Here is a 24,899-nt window from a genome sequence, read left to right on the forward strand (position 1 = left end):
TCAGATATACATCTACACTCGTTTGCCTTGTACTACTTTTAAATTGAATCGACTATAGTGGTTATTACATTATAAAAATTGACTTTGAAAATGTGAAGTCATAAAAAAACATTATTCATTAGCAGCGGCATATTTGCTTGCGCGCTAATATTCTTTTGAGATCAATCTGAAAGTGTGAGTAAATTGCCCATGTGGAATAATAGCCTACAGACCCTTTTGGCCAGTACGATAATGGCAGTTGGTGTGTCGTTGAGTGGCTGTAATAGCAATACAGATGATGACCAAAGCGTCGATGCAGGAGCCAGCGAGCAAGTAGTCGCTGAGACTGCTTCAGCAGATGATAGCGCTGCAACGAATACTGAGGTAGAAGCTGGAAAGGCCCAGCAACGCACACAAGTAAAGTATGACGTCTCGGCATGGGGCAACGAAAGCGTAAACTCAATCAACGTCGGTGACTTGGAAGGTATCCAGTCGACCTTTGGTAAGGTTTTGAGCACTGATGAAAACAGCTTGGACTATGCCAGTAATCCGGCAGCCAAATATCGTTTTATGGATACCGAAGCACCTTATTTAGACGTTATTGATTCTGAAAAGTATCTGGAGCTTGGGTGGTATTTTGCGAATCCTACCGACTCTGATGAAGAGAAAGAACTGAGTCAAAATCATGCCAAAAAGGCCTATCAGCTCGCGCGCAAGTTGATGGGTGATGAGGGCGGTAACCTCGTAGCTGATATGCTCAATGTACAAATCATCAAAAACAAAACCATCGGTGGTCAAAAAGTAGAGCTGGCAAAATGTGAGTTCTATAGTTGTATGTTGGTCATCAATAAAGCAGATGCTCAAACAGATAATAGCTAAATAGGGCAAGTGTCGATGCCACATTCAATAGCCAGTGCCATACCGCCAAGTGGCTGGATATGTCTAGATTCATTAGGCAATACGATAGAGCCATCAAAGGCCACCATATCGTTGGACAATCGTGGACTGGCCTATGGTGATGGGTTCTTTACCACTATGGGTGTCATCGATGGGCAAATATTGTGGCTAGATCATCATCATCAGCGCCTTGTCACTCATAGCAAGGCATTGCATATTGAGCTAGACAGCCATTCACTACTGGCTATATTACAAACGTATGCCAAGCAATTGCAGCAAGGCATGCTCAAGCTGATTATCACGCGCAGCACGCAAGATATCCGTGGTTATGGCTATACGCCAAGCGCGTCTGGTAGTGCCTGTGACATTTGGCTGAAGTCTTCTGCGATGACTGTTGCGACCGCTGAGCCGCTATGTCTACCTGATGATCGCTCAATTCCTATACAGCCTAGCAGTGCTGCTATTTGCTTATCTTCGCAGCTTTCCTGCCTACCACCGCCGCTTGCAGGACTCAAAAGCCTTAATCGTCTTGATAACGTGCTGGCGAGTGGCGAGTTACAAGGTATCAAAGCTCAAATATCAAAATCTAATACGGAACAAAGCATCGGCGAGGGTCTGTTACGTGATATGAGTGGGCAGTGGGTCGAAGGTACGATGAGCAACGTATTCTATCAATTGTCAGAAGCACCACTGTCAGAATCCGAAACCACTTCTAGCGCTTATGAAGATAATGAAAATTACCTAACTACTGGCCAGTGGTATACGCCATCTATGGCTCAATCGGGTGTCGCTGGCGTCATGCGGCAAGTGATTATCGATGCTCTATCAAGTACGGAATATCCAGTTGTGACAAGGTCGCTACAAGATGAAGATTTACCTAAACTAACGCAGATTTTCTTTTGTAATGCACTGCGTGGCATCATGCCAATGAGCCGTTTGACGTTGCTGTCAGGTGAGTTTGTGGGGTTTAAATAACACTCACCTATAAGCCAAATAAAATAATCTATTCCTATCCAACAATATTAAATTTAGTGTCGATAAAATCATCTGGATATAAAACAACTTCCTCGTTTCGATACATCTCTTGCGCTTTTATCAATGCATCTTGCTTATCTTCAGCAACCACTTCCACGATATTACTCAGCGTTTCAACAATTTCTATTTGAAATTTTTGCACTGCTTTCTCATCTTTTTTCATCGTATTCACTTCCATTTCTCACAAATAACTTCAGTCATCAATGCCAACTAGATTAGCAAAAGCACTCAAAAGAAGTGATCGTCTTTTGTTACGTGGTCTTGTGTCTTAGAGCAAATCGATCAATGATCCTGTTTTTTAAAAGGATAAAATTGCATGCGCTCAGTCTATGAAGAAACTAGAATTCCACTACAAATTCGTCGCTTGATGGTTTTTGATGAAATTTGCCAACTGGCTAAAAGTAAGCCTGACGAAATTGTGCATTTATCACCTTATACCCAATTATCATTTGGTGTGATGTATTTACTAGACTTTAAAAGATTTGTCGCCTTCGGTGGTATGTTCGAGTATGCGTACACGCGAGAGGAGGTTATTGAGCAGCGTATTTCTGTCATTCCTAGTGATGAGCTAGTGATGTGTGCACTGACAGTCAATTTAAAAGCTTTTACCAAGCCTGCTCGCAATGCGGTTAATCTTTTATGGCAGTGGAATGATTATGTGAAAAATAGAATGCACGCTTACGTTGATTATCGTGAAGAGCATTTTTTCAAAATTAATGACGAGATTGATTGGAATTACCCAGCGCATAAGTTTCATCAGCGCCTTGTTGCCACTGCAAGATTACCGCTATGGGATGATAGAGATGAGCTAATTGCCGATGTATACCGTGATAGAAAAGGAAAGCCGAGACCTGAGCGCTACAACGAGAAACGTTTAGTATAACTTTCGATAGTGGCCACGGCTCACAAATTCAATAATGCCTTTATCACGTAGTATCTGTAGCTGCTGACGAATTTTATCTGGAATGTAGTTGTTTTCGGGATGTTTAAGTTTTAGCTCGTCAGAAAAAGCATAAACTTGCTTTAGCGAAAAATGAGTATCAAGTCTATCGATACACTGCCAGATGTCTAATGTCCAACCACGAGAAGCGGTAGACTGTTTTCGTAAAAACAAGGTTTTTTGAAATTGTTGGCTGACATCTTCGCGTGGTATGACTTGCTGATTTTTGACCAAAAACACTTTGCCTGATTCTGGTACTTGGCGCAAGTCGATGTTGCATCCGACCCAACCTGCGCGTTTGGCAGTCGCTGATAACGGCTTACGCTTGACAATAATATCTGGCTTAAAGAACTGCTTAGGAATAATCAAAAAGTTATTGACGGTATATTCTTTTGAGTATGTCAGGAAGAAAAAATTGGGATTGTCTGCACTATTGATGCGTTCAATCATCGTCTTATAAGCACCATCGTTAATGATGTTACTTAATTTGGACTTTTTACTTTTTAGCTCATATTGCTCACTACAATGTGCACAATAAAAATCCGCAACAGGTTTACCGTTCGTAAATTCTGATAATGGTTGAGCATTACAGTTAGGGCAGTAGCTATTGGTTGCGACCCAGTTTTCACTTAATACTCGAATTATTTGACTAGGTGATTTATAGTTTTTGGCAAGACTTTGATTAAAATGTAGGTTCATAAGATATTTTCATTGTTGGTAGATAAGCTGAGAATACTGAAAAAAGCGCCTGAGTATTAAGCCATATAAATGAGCATCAATAGCAAGATAATTCATAAGCTAAGCAAATACCATTGAAAATCACACGGTTCAGTGCTAAATTCTAGCAAACATCTGCCTCGCGAGTTGCCATGAGCACACCTACACCTGAAACGCCTCCTGAACGCCCTAATAATGAGCCATCGAATAAAAAAGATAGCAGCGTTGAGGAGCGTGTAGATACCACACTACCAGACTCGCAGCCTGTAGTGGATAAGGTGGAGGATAAGCCCGCGACCAACGTCTCACTTATCAGCGGAGAGAGCAAGCCGCGTCAATATAGAGTGGACAATCAATCGTTCTTTATGCAGCGTGGTTATCAGGTATTGCTCGTGCTTGGGCTGATTGCTGCTTTTTTCTTGGTGATGGTCTATCAGACATTGTTTGGACGTATCGAACAGCCAGCGAAGAAGGTCACAATTGAGCAGGGTCAGACTTACTATGGTCTATTGCCGCAGTGGCAGCAGCAGATTCCGCTGTTTTCTGCCAGCGTGGCCAAGCTTTATATCAAGTCGCAAGTCGATGCGCCCTTACATTCGGGCATTTACCAACTACCAGAAAATCCCACGATTGCCGAAGCGTTGCAAGTGCTAGCACAAGGTGCAAAAGCAGCGATGGTAAAGGTGCAAATCATCGAGGGTAAAACCTCTAAAGACCTATATCAGACACTGCGCGATAATGATGGTATCAAAAAAGAAGTACTGACTGCTGATAGCGACAATGCCAGTATTGCCAAAGCGTTGGAATTAGATGGCATCTTGCCAGCATCGGTTATCAATGACAGTGATCCTATCGTCAATCACAATCTCGAAGGGTGGTTTGCCCCTGATACTTATTATTATGGTGAGGATACCACTGATAAGCAGGTACTGACGGATTTGTATAAGCGTCAGCAGCAAGCGTTGACCGAAGCGTGGGAAGGCCGTGCGCCCAACTTGCCTTATAGCACGCCTTATGAGGCGTTGGTGATGGCGTCTATTATCGAAAAAGAAACCAGTGTGGCAGAAGAGCGTCCATTGGTATCGGCGGTATTTAGAAACCGTCTGAATCAAGGCATGCGCATGCAAACTGATCCTACCATTATCTATGGTATGGGCAGCCGCTATGATGGCAATATTCGTCGCAAAGACATCAATGAAAAAACGTCTTATAATACGTATCAAATCGATGGCTTACCACCAACGCCAATCGCACTGCCATCAGCTGCTTCTATCGAAGCGACCTTGCATCCTGCAGATAGCGATGCATTATATTTTGTCGCGACTGGCACCGGTGGACACAAATTCACCAATAGCTTAGCTGCGCACAATCAAGCGGTAAAAGACTATCTAAAAGTCATGCGCGAAAAGAAAGCACAAGCAGCATCACAGTAAATTAGTCCGTCTCTCTTTTAAAACCTATCATTTACTGAGCGTTATGCAATTATCTACATAACGCTCATCAATGACATAAGGTCATATCATGTCAGCACCTATGCAAGACCATTTATCTCAAACAACCTCATCCAACGAAATCCATGACACCATGCCCAATCAAGGACGCTTTATCAGTTTTGAAGGCACCGAAGGCGTGGGGAAAACCACCGCGATTGAACAGTTATGCTTACGACTAGAGGACAGTGGCATCCAGTATCTGCGTACCCGAGAGCCAGGTGGCAGTCCATTTGCAGAGCGTTTACGAGAGATACTATTAGATCCTACGACTGATATTAATGATGATACCGAGCTATTGCTACTATTTGCCGCGCGCTGTGATCATCTACAGCAAGTGATTATACCTGCGCTACAACGTGGTACATGGGTGATATGTGATCGTTTTACTGACTCAACCATCGCCTATCAAGGCTTTGGTCGTGCGCATGGTGATGAGGCAGTACGAGCCAAGATTGATGCGCTCATCGAGCAGTTTGTGCCGCAGTTACCTGAGCTAACATTGTGGTTGGACTTGCCAGTATTAGAGGGTATGGCACGCGCTAACAAGCGCAGCGCTGCAGATCGTTTTGAGCAGCAAGCGACCGAGTTTTTTACGTGGGTACATAAAGGTTTTGGTGCGCTTGCCATCCAATATCCTGAGCGCATCCAGCGTATTGATGCGTCAGGCACTGCCGATGAAGTAGGTGCGCGAATATGGACGACGGTACAGGATAATCTAGATATTAAATAGCCGTCCGATTAAGGAACTTCTAAGCTTCCAGATTTTGACTACTTTCAATAATAGGACGATTATCAAAATCACCGCCATAAAAAGCCCCAACATTACGTTGGGGCTTTTGTGTTTTTTAAACCATTAATATAGTAGGTAAATAGCCACTCAAAAAGTGGTCTTCATTGTTTATTTGCTAGCTATTTACTATTACTTCTCTTTGTTCTCTGCCTTGCTTTCTAAGCTCGTTGGCTTGGTATCATTAGCAGTTTCGATGTCAGCACTTTTGGCATTGTCTTGACCAGAGTCAGGTAAGCGATTTGGATCAAGCGCGCCTTTTTTGGTCTTGGGTGCACTACCATTACCGTTAGCATTGCTATTGCTAGATGCCTTAGTTTTGGAGATAGCGGTTGAGTTCGCTGACATTACCCCTTTATTAGCAGACTCATCTTTTGGTTCGACAGTTTTGTCAGTAGTCGTTGCTGGCGACGTTGGAGAGTCTTTAGACTCAGCATCCTTGCTTGAATGACTTGATGAGTTATCAGCAGTGTTTTGCTCAGTGCTTTTCTGCTCAGCGCCTTTTTCTTTGTTGCTATCCGTCGCTTGCTCAGCTGCATCAGCACTTTCATCGCTCGGCTCTTTCTCTTTACGCTTTTCCGGTGCTTTTGAGCTAGATTCAAAGTTGGCATCTGCCGCCATACGTGCTTGCTCTTGCTTCAGCGTTACATCTACTGGCTTTGGCTGCACTTCATCTTCCACTACTAGTGAGATTAGCTTACGATCGCGTGGTACGATGCCATCGAACTTATCAGTAATGACGTGCAACTTACCTTCTTTGTCTATGGTATAGAGCGGGACAAATTGCTTGTTATCTGCTTTATATTGTTCAAAGCTGTAGCTATCAGTGATGTTGGTAATTTTGATACGTGCTTTTTTCGACAGCATGCTGGCAAGCTTGGTATACGTCGCATCTTTGCCAAATAGCCACTGTGACTGAAAGCTTGACTGCTTGTCTTCACGTTCGCTTTTGACTTTTTCATCACTGAACTTGAGACGATACAATTTGCGCTCACCGAATTCATGACGATAATGAATCTCGGATAACGTGTTCATTTCTTTATCCATACTCATGGCAAATAGACGACCAATACCGATAAGGTCAAGGTTATGATCCGCATGGTCAGAGATAGGATTACCAAAATAAGTACGCAAACCACTCATGCGTGCACGGGCAATATTGGTATAGTTATTATGCGCAACGATGACATCGAAGCCTTGATCTTTTAAAGACGTGGCTATCAGTAGTGCGATGGGGTTTGAACCGACGATAAGAATACCGTTGGTCTCAGGCTCACGGACGCCAAGCAAGTTGCCGACCACTTTTGAGCCTAAGCCCTGAATCATAACCGTACCAATGATGACCATAAATACTAATGGTACGAGCAGCTCAACGCCTTGAATATCATACTCTTGCAAACGAATGGCAAACAGCGAAGAGATAGCTGCCGCGACGATACCACGCGGCCCAATCCAACTGATCATCAGCTTTTCGTTGGTCTTGAGGTTTGAGCCGATAGCTGATGCCCAAACAGACAATGGGCGCGCCACGAACATCACGATAGCAAGTAGCACCAATCCTGCAAAGCCCACACTCATTAAGCTTGCTAGTTCTACACGTGCAGCGAGAATAATAAAAAGCACAGAAATCAGTAGAATAGTTAAAGACTCGTTGAACTCTAGAATGGTCTCACGTGGGAATTTTGGCCAGTTTGCTAATGCCACACCCAATACTGTAACGGTCAATAGACCAGACTCATGCTCTAAATGGTTAGATATTGAGAATAGAACCAAGACAAAGGCAAGGGTAAAGACATTGCGTAAAAACTCAGGAATCATATGACGGCGCATAAGGAACGCCAGTACCCAAGCGCCTGCCATACCCATTGCAGTCGCTAATACAACGATTTTAGCAAACAGTAATATACTGCTAGCTTCGCCGCCAGAGATAATATATTCATAGACCAATACCACCGCAATGGCGCCGATTGGATCGATGATGATACCTTCCCATTTTAGGATGTTAGATATCGTCTTATTCGGGCGCACACTGCGCAGTAACGGCATAATGACCGTTGGGCCAGTCACGCAAACCAGCGCACCGAATAGTAAGGCGATCAGTGGATCGACATCAAATAGTAGATAGGTCGATAACGCGACGATAGCGATGGTAATAAGTACGCCGACCGATACCAACATCTGTACGACAGTTCCATGCTGCTTAATCTCATCGAACTCTAAGGTCAGCGAGCCTTCAAAGAGAATAATTGCCACGCCCAAAGAGATGAAGGGAAACATCAGTTCCCCCAATACCAAGTCGGGATCGAAGATACCCAGTACAGGACCTACGATAATACCAATCAGTAATAAAAATAAAATGGACGGTTGCTTTAAATACCAAGCCAACCACTGGGCGGCGATGCCAATCCCAACCACGCCAGATAATAATAGGGCGGTATCCATAAATTGATCCTTTTATAATCTTGTCATATTTTATATCTATCAATCGCTCTTTAGCACCTACCTATAGAGGCACATTTTACAAAAGCTGAATGACAACAATGGCCAAGTGACAATAATGGTTAAGTGACAACAATGACAACCATCATGAATCATAACGTGAGCCAGATATGATATATATACTATAAAGTAATAGAGACAAACGCATTCCTAGACAAATAATGCCCATCTCAAGAAATACAATTAGCAGTGTCAACCTTGCTTGTGCTACTGGCTTGGCTTACGAGCGGTAGTACCTGCACTTGTTTTACTGTTATTCAAATTTTTAGAAATGGTATAAGCGTCTCTAGACATGCAAAAGATGAAAAATAAGGGTGATGATAGCCAATTCTATAAATATATAGTCCGTAATAATAATGGCTATTAACCTACGTTTTTTATAAAGTTATTAGGCTTGCCATCATAACATGATTTTATTTCATACCTACTAAGGCTGAGCTTACCACGACACAGTTTATCCACTATGACACTGCCACATCGTCAACTATATAAAGGTATTGCTTGTACTCGGCTGTCTTGTATCGATATTATAGTGGGTTGATTGTAGTATTGAGCAACCACAACAGGGTATAGAACCATTATGAAATAACCAATCCTTGGGTTATCCTGAATTACTGAAATGATAGCAAAATAACGTGATGGTTTATCATACAGGAGCGGCATTTATCGTGCATGTAGCTTGTATCGTGAATTCACTATGAAAGAGTTGCAGCAACGGTTGTCATGCAAAGGCAATAAAATATAGATATAGCATGCAGACAAGCTAAAAAATATTAAGATGGCTTAAGCTAAAGTCACATTTTTTACCTGTCTTATAATGGCTCTAGAGAATAACCAGAACCAATTTATTAACATTGACAATAATAACAATCATGATCACTCATATGGAGGATGGTATGCGTACAGATATGTTTACAGCACAATCTAAATTGAATATGCAGCATTGGTTACAGCGTAGTGCGTTGGCGCTTGCTGTCAGTACATCGATGGTCGTTGGTATGACTGCCACGACTATGACCAGTGCTCAAGCGGCGGTCAGCACGGCAGACTTCTCTGACTTGGTACAACAAGTGACCCCAGCAGTCGCCCGTGTGAACGTCACAAAAACGATTAGTGAAGCTGAGCTTGCCAAGGCGCAGACGGCTGAGCTGCTACGTCAGTTTTTTGGCGATCGTCTAAGTATCCCTGAACAGGCTACCATGCCAGCGATTGAGCATGCTTATGGCACAGCTTTTTTTGTCAGCTCTGATGGCTACATGCTGACGAACCATCACGTGGTGGAAGGCGCAGATAAAATCACGGTCACGCTCAATGATAGAACGGAGCTGGATGCGGTATTAATCGGTAGTGATGAGCGTTCAGATGTGGCAGTGTTGAAAGTCGTGGGTAATAAATTCCCACCTCTACCTATCGGTGACTCGAATGCGCTGAGAGTAGGGGAGCCTGTACTAGCGATTGGTTCACCATTTGGTTTTGATTACTCGGCATCGGCTGGTATCGTCAGTGCCAAGTCGCGCAGTTTTTCGCGTGAGACCAGTGTGCCATTTATTCAAACAGATGTGGCACTGAACCCAGGTAATTCAGGTGGGCCACTCTTTAACCAGCGCGGTGAAGTTATTGGTATTAACTCGCGTATCTTTAGTGGTACCGGTGGTTATATGGGGCTATCATTCTCGATACCGATTGACGCGGCAATGGATATCTATCAGCAGCTAAAAACAGATGGCGAAGTGGTGCGTGCTTATCTCGGTATTTATCCACAAGATATCGATCGTAATCTAGCTGAGGCTTATAAGCTGGCTCGCCCTCAAGGTGCGTTATTGACACGTGTGTCACCAGACTCACCAGCACAAAAGGCTGGTCTAAAACCTGGTGATATTATTTTGCAATATAACAATGTGCAGATTATGCAGGCCTCAGATTTATTGAATCTGCTAAATCGAGCTAAGCCAAGTGATGCATTCCGTGCGCAGATTCAGCGTAATGGTAAGCAGATGATGGTCAGTGGCCAGCTTGCGTATGCACCCGATGACGTGAGAGCACAAGGCGGTGATCAACAGAATGACGATGTACAGTTGGGCTTACGTCTACGTAATTTGACTGTTGATGAGCAAGCTGAAATCGCCGTGGATCATAAAACAGGCATTTTGGTGACGACAGTTGACCCCACTGGGCTTGCTGCACGTTCGGGTATATTAGCAGGGGATGTCATTACCAATTTTCATCAAAAACCGATTAAGGAAGTGACTGACTTTTCAGATGCTATTTCATCGCTGCCTGAAAAAGGCGTGGTGACTATGGAAGTTATCCGTCAAGGTATCCCTGCGATTATAGGGTTACGGATTGAGTAATCAGTAAGGTAGCGATAATCAATTCCTTATGGAAGAAAGGTCACGTTAACTTTGCTTGTAGTCGCTTAGGTACATCTGTACTAGGTTGTCTTGACCTTCTTTTAAATTGAATAATTGATACGAGAGATACCATTAAAAACCGTATGAGTAAACAAATTGTGACAGTGAGCGTCGATAATTGTACTTGTCTATCGTAGAGGCTGACCTCTATAATGGCTGATTTTTTATCCCATGATTGAAAGTATGTCTTTAGCGAGATAGAAGATTGTTTCGATAACAATCATTTTGATGGGTTAAACGCTCCATATTATGGTTGTTATTACAATCGAAGCGCGCCCTTATAAACTATTACAACCTATGATAAACGTACGCATGGAGTGATTTATTTAGCAGGCCATGCGTTCTAATATAGGATTGACTATAAGCTGTTTGATAGGCTCATACCGTTACACAACCATCAGGTAATTATGACTGACCATGTTTTATATATACTAGGTATCTCTACGTCAGCAGCATTGCTAGCGTACATCGTACTGTGGTCAATATTACAAACGTTCAATGCTAATCCTACCAAGCGATTTTTGCGTATCTGGGTGAAACTGGTACTCTATTACGCAGCCTATACCATGCCCGTTTGGATCGTATTAATGGTGATAGGTTGGTCGCAGAATATGCTACCCGTATTGGCAGCGTTGTCCGTACCATCATTGCTGATAGCTATATTCGCAATGGGCATGTACTTTTATACTGTAGTGGTGCAGCCTAATTGTTTACGAGTAGAGCATCATGCTGTTGATTTAAATTTAGCAAAGCCACTTACTGTCGCTGTGCTAGCTGACTTACGCATTGGGATATATAGCGGTAAGCCGCGCCATATTCGTAAGCTTGTTGCCACTATCAATGCTTTGTCAGCGGATGCCGTATTGATTACAGGTGACTGGCTGTATTATCCAAGTGCAGATTTGGTTGGGCAGCTCATGCTGTTCAAAGCGGTCAATAAACCTGTCTATACGGTGATGAGTACGTCGGATCTGTGCTATCAATCGATTAATACGACCAAGCAAGGTCAGCCACTGTTGGAAGATACGTTGGCCAGCACTTTTGATGTACTTGATATCAGTTATATCGGTCAGCAGTGTACCTCGTTGCCGCTTAAGACTATGGATATCGGCGCGGTGAATAGCCGACCATTGAACCAAGATATTCTTAGACAGCAAGATAGTAATGCCAACTCAGTGGTCGCAGCGCTCTGCGGCTGGCAAGATATCCCTCAGAGACTCGCTGATATTGATGACTCAAACACGGCTGCAAAAGTAGCGCTTGGTGCTGAAATCGCCAATGCTATCAACCCTGTTATTATTTTGGCTTCACGGTTTGATAGTCTCAGAGACTTGCCCAAATCTTTACAGCCGCGACCGTTATTGATTACGGGTGCTGCGAAAGCCACTCAAGAGAACAGTTGGTGGGCACAAAAAACCCAAGACGTGCAACAGAGCGATGAGCAATCGACTTTGTCAAATAACAGTCGGTTGGGTAAGCAGCGAGGTTTATATCAACATGCCAGTGCGCAGATATTCGTCAGTAGCGGTATAGGCACACGAGGGCTGCCTTTTCGGTTGTATCGCCCCACTATCGATGTGTTGACAATTCGTTAATATGTGCCAAAATTCTTATAAGTGCTCATCCATTGCGCTAAACTGAATGTTAAGTAATAATGTCAGTATTGATGTGCTTTTTTGAGCATTATCTGGGCATTATGGGACAAGAGAGGCGACGTGTTATTTGCTGCATAATAACCATATTGACCGTCAATTGATTGATAGCGGTCAAATTAAAATATGCTACACTAGCAGGCGTTTTTATTATTTAATTTTTATTGCTGAATAAGCCTTATCAGTCATTGGCAAAAGCAACGTCAATACGGATTTGAGCACATCATTATTTATGTGGCGGCTGCTTTTGCAGTAGAAAAATGTTTATTTTAGAAAGATACTTATTTTAAAAGTATATTTTTTAGAAAGTTACTTAGCACTACCATCAGGCAAGACATTGCTAATTGCGTTTATGGCTGCACATAATATTATGTGCAGCCATAAGCATGAGAATTGGCTCTTGCAAACGACCTATCATGTGACAGCTTTGACAAAAGCTAGGATAATACAGTAAGGCACGGTTATGAGCACAGCATACGACGAGATCAAAACCCGACTACAAGGCTCAATGGTAGCTTTGGTAACGCCCATGCATCCTGACGGCAAGGTTGATTATAAACGTTTGGCAGATCTCATAGATTGGCAGATTGAACAAGGCACCCATTGCTTAGTTGCTGTCGGTACCACTGGTGAGTCAGCGACACTGTCTATGCAAGAGCATAGCGATGTGATTCGCTACTTTGTACAGCATGTCAAAGGTCGTGTACCGGTCATTGCTGGTACAGGCGCTAACAATACAATGGAAGCCATCAAGCTGACTCAAGATGCAGCCGATGCTGGTGCAGACTGCGCATTGCTCGTAGCACCTTACTATAATAAACCACCTCAAGAAGGTTTGTTCCAACATTATAAAGCCATCGCTGAAGCGGTAAATATTCCGCAGATGCTCTATAACGTACCAGGACGCACAGTCGTTGATATCGCCCAAAATACCGTTGAGCGTTTATGTGATATTGACAATATTGTGGCCATTAAAGATGCGACCGGCTCTGTCAGCCGCGGCGAGCAATTAATTAAAGCCGTTGGTGATAGAATGGTTGTGCTGTCAGGTGATGACGGTACTGCGCTAGAGTTGATGAAATTCGGCGGTAAAGGCAACATTTCGGTGACGGCCAACGTCGCACCGAAAGCGATGAGCGAGACGTTTACAGCTGCGCTCCGTGGTGACTTTGACGCTGCTAATAAAGTACATGATATTGTTAAACACCTACATCGTGACCTATTCATCGAATCAAGCCCTATCCCAGCTAAGTACGCCTTACATAAAATGGGCATAATCGATAAGGGCATTCGTCTGCCATTGGTTTGGCTAGCGGAGCAACATCATGCGACTATTGATGAAGCATTGGTTCGTGCTAACTTAATATAGATTCGTTTGAATTTGTTATAAAATTGAGCGCTATAAATGCTAAGTCAGTCACTGATGATAGGCTTAGCAATATCTATATGACCTCATACACACGATAAGCCAAATAAGCAATCATTGCTAACTCAGAGAGATAATATGATGAACAGCTCATCAACGACCACAAAAATATTCCCTGCGATGCTGACCTTGATACTAGGAAGTACCTTAGTATTGAGCGGCTGCCAAGCGACTAAAAACTTACTTGGTAAGCGTGATAACGGTAGCTTAGAATATCAGCAAAGCAAAAAGCTTGCGCCAATAGAGCTGCCAGCTGCTACAGAAACAGCACCTTTCGTACCCTTATACGCCACACCTGATGCAGGTGCAAATACGCTAAAACTAGCGAACGAATCTGGTAGCCAGTATAAATTACCACAGCCTCAGCGTGCTGTAAGCGGTCTTTCGAATTAAAACTATTTTCTTATTTTTACCGTTGGTTTTTTATATTCGTTAATTTAACTATTAATACCGTCATATAAAAACTAGCGGTAGCTGCGCGTTTTTACCACATAAGCTTGAACGAACAGGAATTCTCATAATGCAAAAGCAACAACTGCTGTATAAAGGTAAAGCCAAATCTGTCTATGAAACAGAAGACAATGATCTTTTGATTTTACATTTCCGTGATGATACATCAGCGCTTGATGGTAAGCGTATCGAACAGTTAGCACGCAAAGGCGTGGTCAATAACCGTTTCAATGCTTTTATTATGCAAAAGCTGGCCGATGCTGGCATCGAAACGCATTTTGAAAAGCAATTGTCTGAAGACGAAGTGTTGGTCAAACGCCTAGATATGATTCCGGTTGAGTGTGTAGTACGTAACTTTGCTGCTGGTAGTTTGGTTCGTCGTTTGGGTTTAGAAGAAGGCCAAGCATTGACGCCGCCTACTTATGAGCTATTTTATAAAGACGATGCGCTTGGTGATCCAATGGTCAATGAGTCACTATCTGTTTCTCTTGGTTGGGCAACCGAAGCACAATTAGCAAGAATGGAAGAGCTGACTCATCAAGTGAACGATGTACTAAAAGCACTATTTGATGCAGGCGATTTGATACTGGTTGATTTCAAGCTAGAGTTTGGTGTATTCCATGACCGCATCGTTTTAGGTGATGAGTTCTCACCAGATGGCTGCCGTATTTGGGATAAAATTACCAAGAAAAAATTGGATAAAGACCGTTTCCGCCAGTCATTAGGCGATGTGATTGAAGCTTATGAAGAAGTGGCTAACCGTATTGGTGTACCATTAAGCTAAGCAAATTAACTCTGACAACATAAAATAAAAGACTGAGCCATGTGCTCAGTTTTTTTATGGCATCATATTAATGTCGGTACGCTAGTGAGGACTTGAATCTTCGGCTGTGGGCTAATGGTATCAACGTTTTAACTCGCTGAAATAGTCACAGTGTACTTCATGGTGTACTTACCATACATATTCTATTCGTGATCGGTGCGCTATACAGGCATCGAACTCCTAGTATTAGCTGTAACTTCAGTAGCTATGAAATCGGTAATATGGGTCATGCAGACCTATGTATTGGGGGTAGTACAATCCTAAACGATTAATCAAACAGGCTATCCAAAATGACGATTTAGATATTTGAGGAATCAACATCAAAGAATCCATAGGTTATTGAAAATTGGGATTATAAAATGAATGAGTTTATCGACCAGTTTATGCCATACATTAGTAAAGATATTTGTTGGAACATAGATATAAATGCTATTGATGGACTTAAAAATGAAGAAATAGATGTTTATACGGAGAAGTTAAACATAGAAGCCAAAGGGGATTTCAGGCTTTGGTTACGGACTTTTGGTAAATGCTCTGGAGGCCTTTTTATGGATGACTTTTTTGTATTCAATAAATACAATAATCGTTCTGATGAGACAACATTTTTAGTTCATATGAGTATCAACTTAGGGTGGCAACAAGAACTAGTTGATGAGGGTTTTATTACTCAAAAAGATCTTGATGGTAAACCTTACTTTTTTAGTCGATTGAATGAAACGTCTTATTATTTTATTTATACGACAGATCCAGAACTACAAGTTTGGCATTACTGTGATGGTGACGATACATTTGAATGTACCGGATTTAGTTTTATAGAGTACCTTAAAAATTATCTTAGTGGTATAAAATGCTCTAAAGGTATTTGGCTAAATAAATCTGATGTACTTAGAATATCAACATCAGATTTGTTTTAGGTAATCAGCGTTTGAGCTGACTTGAACTTACTATATTTAGCCTATACCCTAACGGAACCAGTTATTTTGCCCCTCAAACCTATTAACAAACCACTTAAAATAGACTAGATTTGTGGAACTACTCAAAATAGACTGCGATTTTTATCTGTTTATCAGTAATACTTAATGATGAAATCCTCTTTATCCATAAGTATTGATGCTTAATACGCACTATCAATATTGGCCTTTTGAACACAGTTTTATAACTTAACTCGTATAAAAAATCAAACATAGCACAAACATTACCCTTAATACCTTATCTTAATTTCATGTTAATTTATTAATACTTGTTTATTAGTATTTGGTCATGTCAATTAGATTATCAAAATAAGAAAAGGTTTCGCTAATGTCTACTGCCTCGTCAACTGTCTTAGCACCTGACTGGTTTACGCGTCCAACTTGTGTAGTCGCTGCTGACTTGGTTGGCAAAGTGCTCTGTAGAAAATTGATAGATACCGATGGCACCGCGAAAATACTGCGAATGCGTATCTCAGAGACCGAAGCTTATATCGGTGAAAGTGATCCTGCCTGTCATTCGCATGCAGGCACAAGAACCTCACGTACTGAAATTATGTATGAGCAAGGCGGTGTGTTCTATGTCTATTTGACCTACGGCGTACATCATATGCTTAACTTAATCAGTGGTGCTGCAGAGTCGCCGGAGTCGGTGTTGATACGGGCTGGGTTTTTGACAGAGGATAGTGGTCGTCTATTTGATGAGCAGTTGCTTAGCTCAGACAAACAGCTTAGTCATCCCAAGCAGTTTGCTGGCCCTGGGAAGCTAACCAAACGATTGCAAATTGATCGTGATTTATATGGCAAGGTAATTGGCCTAGCGTCAGCTGTTTGGATAGAAGATGATGGGTGTCAGCCTCCAATATCACTACGCCCACGTATTGGTATTGACTATGCAGGTGATGCAAAAGATTGGCTGCTACGTTATATATGGACCGATCATCCTTCCTTGTCTAAGAAATAGCAGATTGATACTCAAAACCATTCTATGAGGTAAATCTATGTATAAATTGACCATTTTTATTCCTGATGAAGCGTTAGACCAAGTAAAATCAGCTTTGTTTGCTGCTGGCGCTGGGAAAATTGGACATTACGAGCAGTGCTGTTGGCAAGTACAAGGAAGCGGTCAGTTTATGCCATTATCAGGTAGTACGCCGCACATTGGTACACATGATAGCTTAGAAATGGTCGATGAATGGCGAGTTGAAATGGTGGTTGATGAAGCGGTCATTGAAACTGTTATCGCTGCGTTAAAAGAGGCGCATCCATATGAGACACCAGCTTACGATGTGATAAAGGTCTTAGATTTCTAGTATTTGAATTGAAGATATGCTCTGTTCTTGCATAATAAAGTGAAAAAAAAGGTCAAATATACCAAGGGCTGGTTTATTTGACCGTAGGCATCAAGAGGTGAGCGATGCCGAAATTTTATACTCGCATCTATACTATAAGATACGAATGTTGTGAATAGTAGTTGTGTTGAAATCTAGTCTTTTTTCACCTTAATGACATTTAGATTGGGATAGCCAAGTAGTATTTCATAATCTTGTGAGCCACGTCTTGCTTCGATTTCAAACACACCGCGATTATTTTTTTCTTCAAGCTCAATATCTTTTACACGGTAACCCATCGCACTAACTTTTCTGATGGCTTGTTGTTTGATGGCTGGGTAGCGGGATTCTCTTGTAATATTGCCTTCGACATCACCGTTTTTATGATGCTTACTGTTTTTATGCTTACCATTATTTTTATATTTGTCTTTTTTATCATGGTTTTTTTCGTATCTATCATCTTTTCCATTAGATGACCATGATTTCTTGTCTGAGCTGACTAGTCTTAGGTCAGGATACGTATACTTAAGCTCATAGGCTTGTTTACCTTTAGTGGCATAAGCAGTAAGTATCTGACTGCCTCGGTAATTGCTAGCTTGAATGTCTCTGACATCATAACCCTTGCGACGTAAGTCTTGACGTAGCTGCTGACTAACGCGGTTAACGTTATTGTTACTCGTATTGCTATCACGGTACACAGGGCGATTGTCATAAGGGGAGGCAATAGTGGTACAGCCGACCATCGTACCCAACAAAGCAACCGCAAGCCCCGATGAAAGAATCGTTTTTATGGTGGAGCGTTGTAGTGTTCTCATAATGAATCTTCCTATTGTTTGGTATTGCACAGCGACTGTGTATTTTTAACTTGATTTGCTTAGTTTGATGGATTTGACATCTACTATATTAGTACTCACTACTATACTGGCGAAAATATCTTGCCCAGCAGCTGCGTTCTGATAATCCAACTAATGATGAAATATTTACTTACATTATCAATCATAAGGTATAAAGCTTGGTGTTAGATGTCATTTACGTTAAGAAGTTGTAAATGAACAAAACAGTCATGCATTAGACATAGTCTCTAAGACAAGCCGTTGAGTAACATAATACAAAGACATCCAACTAATAAAATACTCAATTAATAATAAGGGAAAAAATGCCACTCAAACTTATTTTGTTTTCAGGATTTGCAGGTGCAACGGTATTTATAGGTGGACTACTGGCCAATATGTTTGACCATCATATTAAAGACAGTCCGGTCAAGGCGCAGCTGGTTCATACATTAATGTCTTTTGGTGCAGGTATTATTTTATCTGCGCTGGCATTGGTATTAGTACCCAAAGGTATGGATGAGTTGGGCGTCTGGGGCGTGATAGGATCGTTTTCATTTGGCGCTATCTTGTTTATGTTGATAGACCGAAAGCTAGCATCATCAGGCAGTCAGCAGGCAACGTTGCTAGCGATGATGATGGATTTTGTGCCAGAGTCTATTGCTTTAGGTGCTGTCTTTGCTATTGAACCACAAATGGCATTGTTGTTGGCTATTTTTATTGGTTTGCAAAATCTGCCTGAATCTTTTAACTCGTTTCGTGACTTAGTGCGCAGCGGTTTTAGTGTGCGAAAGACATTGACCATATTTTTTGGTTTGAGCTTTTTTGGTGTCATCTCAGCACTTATTGGGCATTTTTTATTGAGTCAGCACCCCAATGTTACTGCACACTTAATGACATTTGCGAGTGGTGGTATTCTCTATTTATTGATTCAAGACATCATTCCTGAAAGTAAATTAGACAATAATTATCTGACGTCACTGGGTGCATCCCTAGGATTTTTGGTCGGCGTGGCCGGTGAAATGGTCATTTAGCCATGCAAAAGCAAGACAAATTGGCTCATTATTAAAATGCGTGTAAGCATATGCTTACACGCAATGACGCTTATGCGACTTAACATCAGGTTAGGAATTGGGCATTATAGTCACACGGCATTAGGAAATGTGACTCAAGGATTGAGTTGACCGCATTAAGGATAATGACTGACTTATTAGCATCAGGATGATAATAATGAGTGAGGTAAGGACACATAACCTTTGCTGATAGCAGCAGTTAATGCTGTAGACGTAGTAAATAGGGCAGGATGCCCAGTATCACAATATGCTGAAGACTATGCAAGGATGTATAGGAAACGGTCGTGATAGGTAACATGGATAGTTAACAATAAAACCGCATAACAATTAATTGCTATGCGGTTTTATCGTGTCTGGGTGTTGAGAAACTTTATTAAGCTGAAGGACGAATGATTTTTTATCTGTCCGCTTGTCCTCAATATATTTATCTGCTTCTACAGAAATCATTAGCCAATAAAAAGCCGCATAGATTCTATGCGGCTTTTGTTTTTTATCATTAAAATAAATTAATATTTATTTTCACGGCGCCAGTCATCTACTTCGCGCTCGGCGTCGTCTTTGGCGTGGCCATAACGCTCTTGTACACGGCCAACCAACTTGTCACGGCTACCCTCGATATGCGTTAAATCATCATCAGTTAGTTCAGCCCATTTTTGCTTTACTGAGCCTTTTAGCTGATTCCATTCACCTTTTAGCGTATGTTCATTCATTGTTGTCTTCCTTATTTTATTGAACGTGCTTGAGTAAGTCTTATTTTTAACTGCTCTTATTATTGGTTGTTTTTATAATTATTTGATCACCAAAGCAGTTATTTTTTATTGTTATTGACTGCCTTGTGGTAATAAATATAATCAGTTTTGACAGTGGTGTCTGTACATCCAATGTTTATAGTGTTGCTTAATTATAATGAATGGCATAGGTCTGTTACCTATACCATCATTGTGTCAAAATCGGGCTCACTTGTGTTTGCAATACGTAGTAGCCACCAAGCATATTTTTATAAAATTATGATTTCAAAGCCATTTAAATTTATAAAGTTGTTATATTGAGCGCTTAATAAGCATAAAAATATAAATAGCAATGCACCTACAATGCGTTAAATCATACGAATAACTTTTAACTTTGATATTACTGTGTGGGGTTTTTAAGGGTAGCCAAATATGTGTGATAGCGTTTGGTCAGATTTTTTAATCGAATGCGATCAGCAATGAGTGAGAATATCGGTGAAGCATCGGGTTTAGGTAGCTTGCCTTTACCCATACGCTGCAGTTGGCGCTTGATCACTGCCATAGTAGCAACAGCGCTCAAGGTTTTATCACGCCATTGCACAACTGGATTATGAGCGCTAATGGTTTCATCTTTTTTCCAATCATTGGGTAACGAAGGGTTCATGGCGAGAGCAGTGCCCATACCAACGATATCAATCCCCTGCGCGAGTACATTTTCTGCAACGGCCAAGCGTCTAACGCCACCTGTGGTCATCACTGGCATGGTAGCTACTTGCGCAATCTCTTTTGCAAAGTCTAAAAAATAGGCTTCTCGTTGTAGCGTTCTGCCATCTGCCGTATTACCCTGCATAGCAGGGCTTTCGTAACTACCACCAGACAGCTCAACCAAATCTACCGCCAACTCAGTCATGGCTAAAATAACCACTTTTGCATCGTCTGCATCAAACCCACCACGTTGAAAATCTGCTGAATTTATTTTGACCCCAATGGCAAAATTGGATGACACTTCAGCACGAACCGCTTTAATAACGGTAATCAATAGTCGCATACGGTTCTCAATTGAGCCACCATATTCATCTTGGCGTTTATTGGTCAATGGTGATAAAAATTGAGAAATGAGATAACCATGGGCAGCATGAATTTGGACACCATCAAATCCCGCCTGTTCGGCTCTGACTGCTGTGTCTGCGAAGCGTTGAATGAGCTGTTCAATATCTTGCAGCGTCATGGCTCGGGGTTGGCTAAATAAACCAGAGTGCTTACCCAAGTCGATGGCCACATTAGAAGGCGACAACACATCCCCGCCCATGGCAGCATACACTTGACGGCCAGGATGATTTAACTGCATCCAAACGTGCGTGTTGTTTTGTTTTGCAGCCTGTGCCCATGCTGTAAAAGGAGCGATATCGCTGTATTTATCTAATACGATGCCACCAGGGCCTGTCATCGCACGACCATCCACCATGACGTTACCAGTGATCAGAAGGCCTGTGCCACCTTCAGCCCAGCGCTGATATAAGTGCAAAAGTGCATGGCCAGGAATTTGGCCTTCATCCGCCATGTTTTCTTCCATAGCAGCTTTAGCCAAGCGGTTAGAAAGGGTGGCGCCACAAGGCAATGTGAAAGGGGAAAAAACAGATGATGTCATGATGGCAACCTAAAAATTTCATTTTGTGAAGCACGAGTTCTACTATGGGTTTCACTATAGACTTATGGTTTAAATGACTATAACCTTATAGTTGAAATAATAGCTATCGGCGTGTGGCCGTCATCATCACATTTTTTCGGCGCAATAGCACTCAAGGTAAATTACTGGTGTGTCGATTTAATTATTTATCGAATAAGTAAATAAACAAGGATGCTTCTTCATTGACTGTACTAGCGCAATATTCAGATGTACCAACAGAATCTAAACGCGAGATGGCGAAAGCCAAAACGCGCCGTGCATTATTGAAAAGTGCATTAAGGCTGTACAGTTTAGAGGGTGCTCAGGGCATGAGTATGAATAAAGTGGCCAAAGGTGCTGGTATTGCGCAGCCAAGCTTTTATAACCATTTTGACAGCCTAGACGCGCTGCAAAATGAACTGAGTGCTCAGTTAAAAGACAATTATTTATCGCCCATGCGACTGGCGTGGGTCGATATGCTCAAAGATTATGATGTATTAAGTAAAGCGCAGTTCAATGAGCGCTGTCAGCAATGTTTGGTAATGATTTTTGATTCGGCGTTTCAAAATATTGCACTGTTTCAGCATTTGCTAGAGGATCGCCCACGGTTTACTGCCAATATAGAAAACCAATCTTCGTTAAACAACGGATTGGGCAATTTAGTTACCGAGATACAAGAAGAGTGGACAGAGATATTTCTTCAAGGATTGCAGCTATCCAATCGTTCTTGTGAACGCAGCGCTGTCAATCTTTGTGTTGATATTGCTGCTGCACAAGTACATGAGCTCATATTAGGCTGTCATCAGCAGCGCTACTCAAGGCAGCAAGCGATTGCCACATTGAGTACCAGCTTTGATGCGCTGTTCGCCAATTTTTTGCACGGAAGCAATAGTAGTGAATAACGATAATAAGCGAAAACTATTATCGTAAAAACTAGGATTAATCAAACACAACAGGGAGAGTTATTATGGCCACAACCATGGCTACACCAACGTTAGGCGAAGAGCAAACGCATTTTAGAACTTGTACATTGTGCGAGGCGATGTGCGGTGTTGAGATAAAACACGACGGCGAAAAAGTCTTGTCGATTAAAGGCGATAAAAACGATCCCTTTTCGCAAGGTTATATTTGTCCAAAAGCAACGGCTTTGCAGGATTTGCACGAAGACCCTGACCGTTTGCGCCAGCCAGTCGAGAGAACGGCCGATGGCTGGAAAACCATCAGTTGGCCAGAAGCATTGGATAAAGTGGCCGCAGGTATTCAATCCGTACAGCAAAAATATGGCCAAAACGCATTGGGGGTTTATCTTGGTAACCCCAACGTACACAACATGGGCGGTATGCTGACCATAAAACAACTGCTTACCAGCTTAAAAACTCGCAGTCGTTTTTCTGCCACCTCAATCGATCAATTGCCACACCATATCGTCAGTATGCACTTATTTGGCCATATGCTACGTATTCCAGTTCCTGATGTGAACCACACCCAATACATGCTCATTATCGGTGGCAATCCGCTAGCTTCTAACGGCAGTATCATGACTGCCCCGAACATGCGCCAAAAACTAAAAGACATCAAAGCCCGTGACGGCAAAGTGGTGGTGATTGACCCAAGACGCACAGAAACGGCCGATATCGCTAGCGAACACCACTTTATTCGTCCTGCAACAGATGTATTGCTATTACTTGCCATGCTGAATGAAATATATGCGCAAGGCTATGCTAAATTAGATAGCAAGGTCGCTGCTTTGGCACCCGAGATTGATCGACTTGCTCTGTTTGCCAAAGAGTACACGGCAGAATCAGTTGCTGCCATTACAGGTATTACTGCACCTGAAATCAAACGTATCGTCAAAGAATTTTGCGAAGCTGAAAGCTCAGTCTGTTATGGCCGCATGGGCATATCGGTGCAAGAGTTCGGCCTACTGAGCCAGTACCTGTCGATGGTGATCAATATTGTCACGGGTCGTTTAGATGAAGTGGGCGGATTGATGTTCCCCAACCCTGCGGTGGCTGTTGTGAACAGCTCTGGCCCAGGATATTTGGGTAAACGCCACAGCCGCGTGAGCAACTTGCCTGATTTTAATGGTGAGTATCCTGTGGTTGCGATGGCGGATGAGATGTTGGTAGAGGGCGAGGGACAATTAAAAGGATTCGTCACCGTTGCGGGTAACCCTGTGTTGAGTACCCCAAATGGTGAAAAACTAGACGAAGCGCTGTCAAAACTAGAGTTTATGGTGTCACTTGATTACTTTGTGACCGAGACTAGTCGTCATGCCAATATCATCTTGCCGCCTGTATCGCCACTAGAGCGTGACCATTATGATGTGACGTTTAATGGATTTGCGGTGCACAATGTCGCCAAATACTCGCCAGCTTTGTTTGAGAGATCAGAAGAGACGAGACATGATTGGGAGATTTATTTAGAGCTGGCAGATCGTTTGGATAAAGATGCGCCAGAAGCAACTCAAAAAGAACGTGCAGCGATAAAAGCATTTGGGCCGAAATTTGTTTTAGAGCAAGGTCTAAAGTATGGGCCTTATAAAGATGTCACGTTAGATGTACTCATGGAAAACCCGCATGGTATCGATTTGGGGCCATTGCACAGCATGTTGCCAGACGCTATTAAGCATGCAGACAAACAGATTCATCTTCATGTGGATTTTTATAAGGCAGATTTGGCACGTGTCAAAGAAATGGTGCAAGAATATGACAGTAGCCAAACGCTGCTCATCGGCCGCCGTCATGTGCGTAGTAACAACTCGTGGTTGCACAATAGCCATCGATTAGTAAAAGGCAAGTCTCGTTGTACGTTGATGCTGCATCCTGACACAGCGGCGCAGCATGGTATCGTTGATGGTCAATCTGTAAAAGTCACTTCACGAATCAGTAGTGTGATCATTGCAGCAGAAGTGACCGACGAGCTGATGCCAGGCGTGGTGAGTATTCCGCATGGCTTTGGTCATGGCCGTAAAGGGGTCAAGCAAAAAATCGCCCAAGCACACGCAGGGGTGAGCGTGAATGATTTGACCGATGATACCTTGATTGATCAGTTAAGTGGCAATGCGGCAGTTAATGGTGTACCAGTACAACTGGAAGCGCTTGAATCAGCAACGGATGACGCATTGGCTACCGCATCATAAACCTTGATAGATAGCGTAATCACTTAAGAATTGTCCTAAATTTAAAGTAAAA

22 protein-coding genes are annotated in these 24,899 nt (G+C 42.3%); 16 read left to right on the plus strand and 6 right to left on the minus strand.

The features are described from left to right. The first annotated feature begins 189 nt into the window (after nt 1–189). On the plus strand, nt 190–858 hold the full coding sequence (locus tag I6E84_RS01235) for a hypothetical protein (protein WP_197215608.1): 669 nt from the start codon (nt 190–192) through the stop codon (nt 856–858). Between the two features lie 15 nt (nt 859–873). After that, nucleotides 874–1,851 carry an aminotransferase class IV gene (locus I6E84_RS01240; protein WP_197215609.1) on the plus strand — a complete coding sequence of 326 codons (978 nt, stop codon included), beginning with the start codon at nt 874–876 and terminating at the stop codon, nt 1,849–1,851. Nucleotides 1,852–1,885: 34 nt separating this feature from the next. Here I6E84_RS01240 and I6E84_RS01245 read toward each other — a convergent pair whose 3' ends face one another. Next, complete coding sequence (locus I6E84_RS01245; RefSeq protein ID WP_197215610.1) at nt 1,886–2,074, minus strand: DpnD/PcfM family protein; 189 nt, start codon at nt 2,072–2,074, stop codon at nt 1,886–1,888. Between the two features lie 153 nt (nt 2,075–2,227). On the opposite strand from I6E84_RS01245, the gene I6E84_RS01250 reads away from it, so the two are divergent. After that, a complete protein-coding gene (locus I6E84_RS01250) occupies nt 2,228–2,794 on the plus strand; it encodes a hypothetical protein (RefSeq protein ID WP_197215611.1) in 567 nt (188 codons plus the stop codon). On the opposite strand, the gene I6E84_RS01255 is transcribed toward I6E84_RS01250, so the two are convergent. After that, complete coding sequence (locus I6E84_RS01255; RefSeq protein WP_197215612.1) at nt 2,786–3,550, minus strand: DpnI domain-containing protein; 765 nt, start codon at nt 3,548–3,550, stop codon at nt 2,786–2,788. The two genes, I6E84_RS01250 and I6E84_RS01255, sit on opposite strands and share 9 nt — an antisense overlap. Nucleotides 3,551–3,720: 170 nt before the next feature. Between I6E84_RS01255 and mltG the strand changes: the two genes are divergently transcribed. Beyond that, on the plus strand, nt 3,721–5,001 hold the full coding sequence (gene mltG, locus I6E84_RS01260; protein ID WP_197215613.1) for an endolytic transglycosylase MltG: 1,281 nt from the start codon (nt 3,721–3,723) through the stop codon (nt 4,999–5,001). An 88-nt stretch (nt 5,002–5,089) separates the two neighbouring features. Next, nucleotides 5,090–5,791, plus strand: a complete 702-nt coding sequence (tmk, locus tag I6E84_RS01265) for a dTMP kinase (protein ID WP_197215614.1) — start codon at nt 5,090–5,092, stop codon at nt 5,789–5,791. Between the two features lie 189 nt (nt 5,792–5,980). Here tmk and I6E84_RS01270 read toward each other — a convergent pair whose 3' ends face one another. Continuing rightward, entirely contained in the window at nt 5,981–8,290 is a 2,310-nt protein-coding gene (locus tag I6E84_RS01270) for a cation:proton antiporter (protein WP_227681258.1), read from the minus strand. Between the two features lie 992 nt (nt 8,291–9,282). Between I6E84_RS01270 and I6E84_RS01275 the strand changes: the two genes are divergently transcribed. The 8 genes from I6E84_RS01275 (at nt 9,283) to I6E84_RS01310 (ending at nt 17,390) form a co-directional block, all read left to right on the plus strand. After that, nucleotides 9,283–10,698, plus strand: coding sequence for a Do family serine endopeptidase (locus I6E84_RS01275; protein WP_413786929.1), 1,416 nt, complete (start codon nt 9,283–9,285; stop codon nt 10,696–10,698). Between the two features lie 467 nt (nt 10,699–11,165). Beyond that, complete coding sequence (locus I6E84_RS01280; protein WP_197215616.1) at nt 11,166–12,353, plus strand: hypothetical protein; 1,188 nt, start codon at nt 11,166–11,168, stop codon at nt 12,351–12,353. 520 nt (nt 12,354–12,873) lie between these two features. Next, nucleotides 12,874–13,779, plus strand: a complete 906-nt coding sequence (dapA, locus tag I6E84_RS01285) for a 4-hydroxy-tetrahydrodipicolinate synthase (protein ID WP_110921977.1) — start codon at nt 12,874–12,876, stop codon at nt 13,777–13,779. A gap of 135 nt (nt 13,780–13,914) precedes the next feature. Continuing rightward, nucleotides 13,915–14,229, plus strand: a complete 315-nt coding sequence (locus tag I6E84_RS01290; protein ID WP_227681259.1) for a hypothetical protein — start codon at nt 13,915–13,917, stop codon at nt 14,227–14,229. Nucleotides 14,230–14,356: 127 nt separating this feature from the next. Continuing rightward, entirely contained in the window at nt 14,357–15,070 is a 714-nt protein-coding gene (gene purC, locus I6E84_RS01295; RefSeq protein WP_110921975.1) for a phosphoribosylaminoimidazolesuccinocarboxamide synthase, read from the plus strand. A gap of 398 nt (nt 15,071–15,468) precedes the next feature. Further along, nucleotides 15,469–16,023 (plus strand): hypothetical protein, encoded by a 555-nt coding sequence (locus I6E84_RS01300; RefSeq protein WP_197215618.1) that lies wholly within the window; start codon nt 15,469–15,471, stop codon nt 16,021–16,023. Between the two features lie 385 nt (nt 16,024–16,408). Further along, nucleotides 16,409–17,041: a DNA-3-methyladenine glycosylase gene (locus I6E84_RS01305; RefSeq protein ID WP_197215619.1), complete on the plus strand. Its 633-nt coding sequence runs from the start codon at nt 16,409–16,411 to the stop codon at nt 17,039–17,041. Between the two features lie 37 nt (nt 17,042–17,078). Beyond that, a complete protein-coding gene (locus I6E84_RS01310; RefSeq protein WP_197215620.1) occupies nt 17,079–17,390 on the plus strand; it encodes an NGG1p interacting factor NIF3 in 312 nt (103 codons plus the stop codon). A gap of 173 nt (nt 17,391–17,563) precedes the next feature. Here the strand turns inward: I6E84_RS01310 and I6E84_RS01315 are convergent, their stop codons facing one another. Continuing rightward, nucleotides 17,564–18,223: a hypothetical protein gene (locus tag I6E84_RS01315; RefSeq protein WP_197215622.1), complete on the minus strand. Its 660-nt coding sequence runs from the start codon at nt 18,221–18,223 to the stop codon at nt 17,564–17,566. 341 nt (nt 18,224–18,564) lie between these two features. Here I6E84_RS01315 and I6E84_RS01320 point away from each other — a divergent pair, with 341 nt between their 5' ends. Further along, on the plus strand, nt 18,565–19,272 hold the full coding sequence (locus tag I6E84_RS01320; protein ID WP_197215624.1) for a ZIP family metal transporter: 708 nt from the start codon (nt 18,565–18,567) through the stop codon (nt 19,270–19,272). Nucleotides 19,273–19,817: 545 nt separating this feature from the next. Here the strand turns inward: I6E84_RS01320 and I6E84_RS01325 are convergent. Beyond that, nucleotides 19,818–20,021 (minus strand): CsbD family protein, encoded by a 204-nt coding sequence (locus tag I6E84_RS01325; protein ID WP_110921969.1) that lies wholly within the window; start codon nt 20,019–20,021, stop codon nt 19,818–19,820. Nucleotides 20,022–20,439: 418 nt separating this feature from the next. Further along, on the minus strand, nt 20,440–21,687 hold the full coding sequence (locus I6E84_RS01330; RefSeq protein WP_197215626.1) for an NADH:flavin oxidoreductase/NADH oxidase family protein: 1,248 nt from the start codon (nt 21,685–21,687) through the stop codon (nt 20,440–20,442). A 221-nt stretch (nt 21,688–21,908) separates the two neighbouring features. Between I6E84_RS01330 and I6E84_RS01335 the strand changes: the two genes are divergently transcribed. Together I6E84_RS01335 and I6E84_RS01340 are read left to right on the plus strand one after the other, a co-directional pair. Further along, nucleotides 21,909–22,607 carry a TetR/AcrR family transcriptional regulator gene (locus tag I6E84_RS01335; RefSeq protein ID WP_197215628.1) on the plus strand — a complete coding sequence of 233 codons (699 nt, stop codon included), beginning with the start codon at nt 21,909–21,911 and terminating at the stop codon, nt 22,605–22,607. 65 nt (nt 22,608–22,672) lie between these two features. Next, complete coding sequence (locus tag I6E84_RS01340; RefSeq protein WP_227681260.1) at nt 22,673–24,847, plus strand: molybdopterin oxidoreductase family protein; 2,175 nt, start codon at nt 22,673–22,675, stop codon at nt 24,845–24,847. Nucleotides 24,848–24,899 lie beyond the last annotated feature (52 nt).

Origin of the sequence: Psychrobacter sp. SCQQ22 (assembly GCF_015864605.1) — a bacterium.
Lineage (GTDB): Bacteria > Pseudomonadota > Gammaproteobacteria > Pseudomonadales > Moraxellaceae > Psychrobacter > Psychrobacter fozii.

Coding starts and splice junctions, on each gene's coding strand:
- I6E84_RS01235 (WP_197215608.1), top strand. CDS start 190: ATGTGGAATAATAGCCTACAGACCCTTTTGGCCAGTACGATAATGGCA.
- I6E84_RS01240 (WP_197215609.1), top strand. CDS start 874: ATGCCACATTCAATAGCCAGTGCCATACCGCCAAGTGGCTGGATATGT.
- I6E84_RS01245 (WP_197215610.1), bottom strand. CDS start 2,074: ATGAAAAAAGATGAGAAAGCAGTGCAAAAATTTCAAATAGAAATTGTT.
- I6E84_RS01250 (WP_197215611.1), top strand. CDS start 2,228: ATGCGCTCAGTCTATGAAGAAACTAGAATTCCACTACAAATTCGTCGC.
- I6E84_RS01255 (WP_197215612.1), bottom strand. CDS start 3,550: ATGAACCTACATTTTAATCAAAGTCTTGCCAAAAACTATAAATCACCT.
- mltG (WP_197215613.1), top strand. CDS start 3,721: ATGAGCACACCTACACCTGAAACGCCTCCTGAACGCCCTAATAATGAG.
- tmk (WP_197215614.1), top strand. CDS start 5,090: ATGTCAGCACCTATGCAAGACCATTTATCTCAAACAACCTCATCCAAC.
- I6E84_RS01270 (WP_227681258.1), bottom strand. CDS start 8,290: ATGGATACCGCCCTATTATTATCTGGCGTGGTTGGGATTGGCATCGCC.
- I6E84_RS01275 (WP_413786929.1), top strand. CDS start 9,283: ATGCAGCATTGGTTACAGCGTAGTGCGTTGGCGCTTGCTGTCAGTACA.
- I6E84_RS01280 (WP_197215616.1), top strand. CDS start 11,166: ATGACTGACCATGTTTTATATATACTAGGTATCTCTACGTCAGCAGCA.
- dapA (WP_110921977.1), top strand. CDS start 12,874: ATGAGCACAGCATACGACGAGATCAAAACCCGACTACAAGGCTCAATG.
- I6E84_RS01290 (WP_227681259.1), top strand. CDS start 13,915: ATGATGAACAGCTCATCAACGACCACAAAAATATTCCCTGCGATGCTG.
- purC (WP_110921975.1), top strand. CDS start 14,357: ATGCAAAAGCAACAACTGCTGTATAAAGGTAAAGCCAAATCTGTCTAT.
- I6E84_RS01300 (WP_197215618.1), top strand. CDS start 15,469: ATGAATGAGTTTATCGACCAGTTTATGCCATACATTAGTAAAGATATT.
- I6E84_RS01305 (WP_197215619.1), top strand. CDS start 16,409: ATGTCTACTGCCTCGTCAACTGTCTTAGCACCTGACTGGTTTACGCGT.
- I6E84_RS01310 (WP_197215620.1), top strand. CDS start 17,079: ATGTATAAATTGACCATTTTTATTCCTGATGAAGCGTTAGACCAAGTA.
- I6E84_RS01315 (WP_197215622.1), bottom strand. CDS start 18,223: ATGAGAACACTACAACGCTCCACCATAAAAACGATTCTTTCATCGGGG.
- I6E84_RS01320 (WP_197215624.1), top strand. CDS start 18,565: ATGCCACTCAAACTTATTTTGTTTTCAGGATTTGCAGGTGCAACGGTA.
- I6E84_RS01325 (WP_110921969.1), bottom strand. CDS start 20,021: ATGAATGAACATACGCTAAAAGGTGAATGGAATCAGCTAAAAGGCTCA.
- I6E84_RS01330 (WP_197215626.1), bottom strand. CDS start 21,687: ATGACATCATCTGTTTTTTCCCCTTTCACATTGCCTTGTGGCGCCACC.
- I6E84_RS01340 (WP_227681260.1), top strand. CDS start 22,673: ATGGCCACAACCATGGCTACACCAACGTTAGGCGAAGAGCAAACGCAT.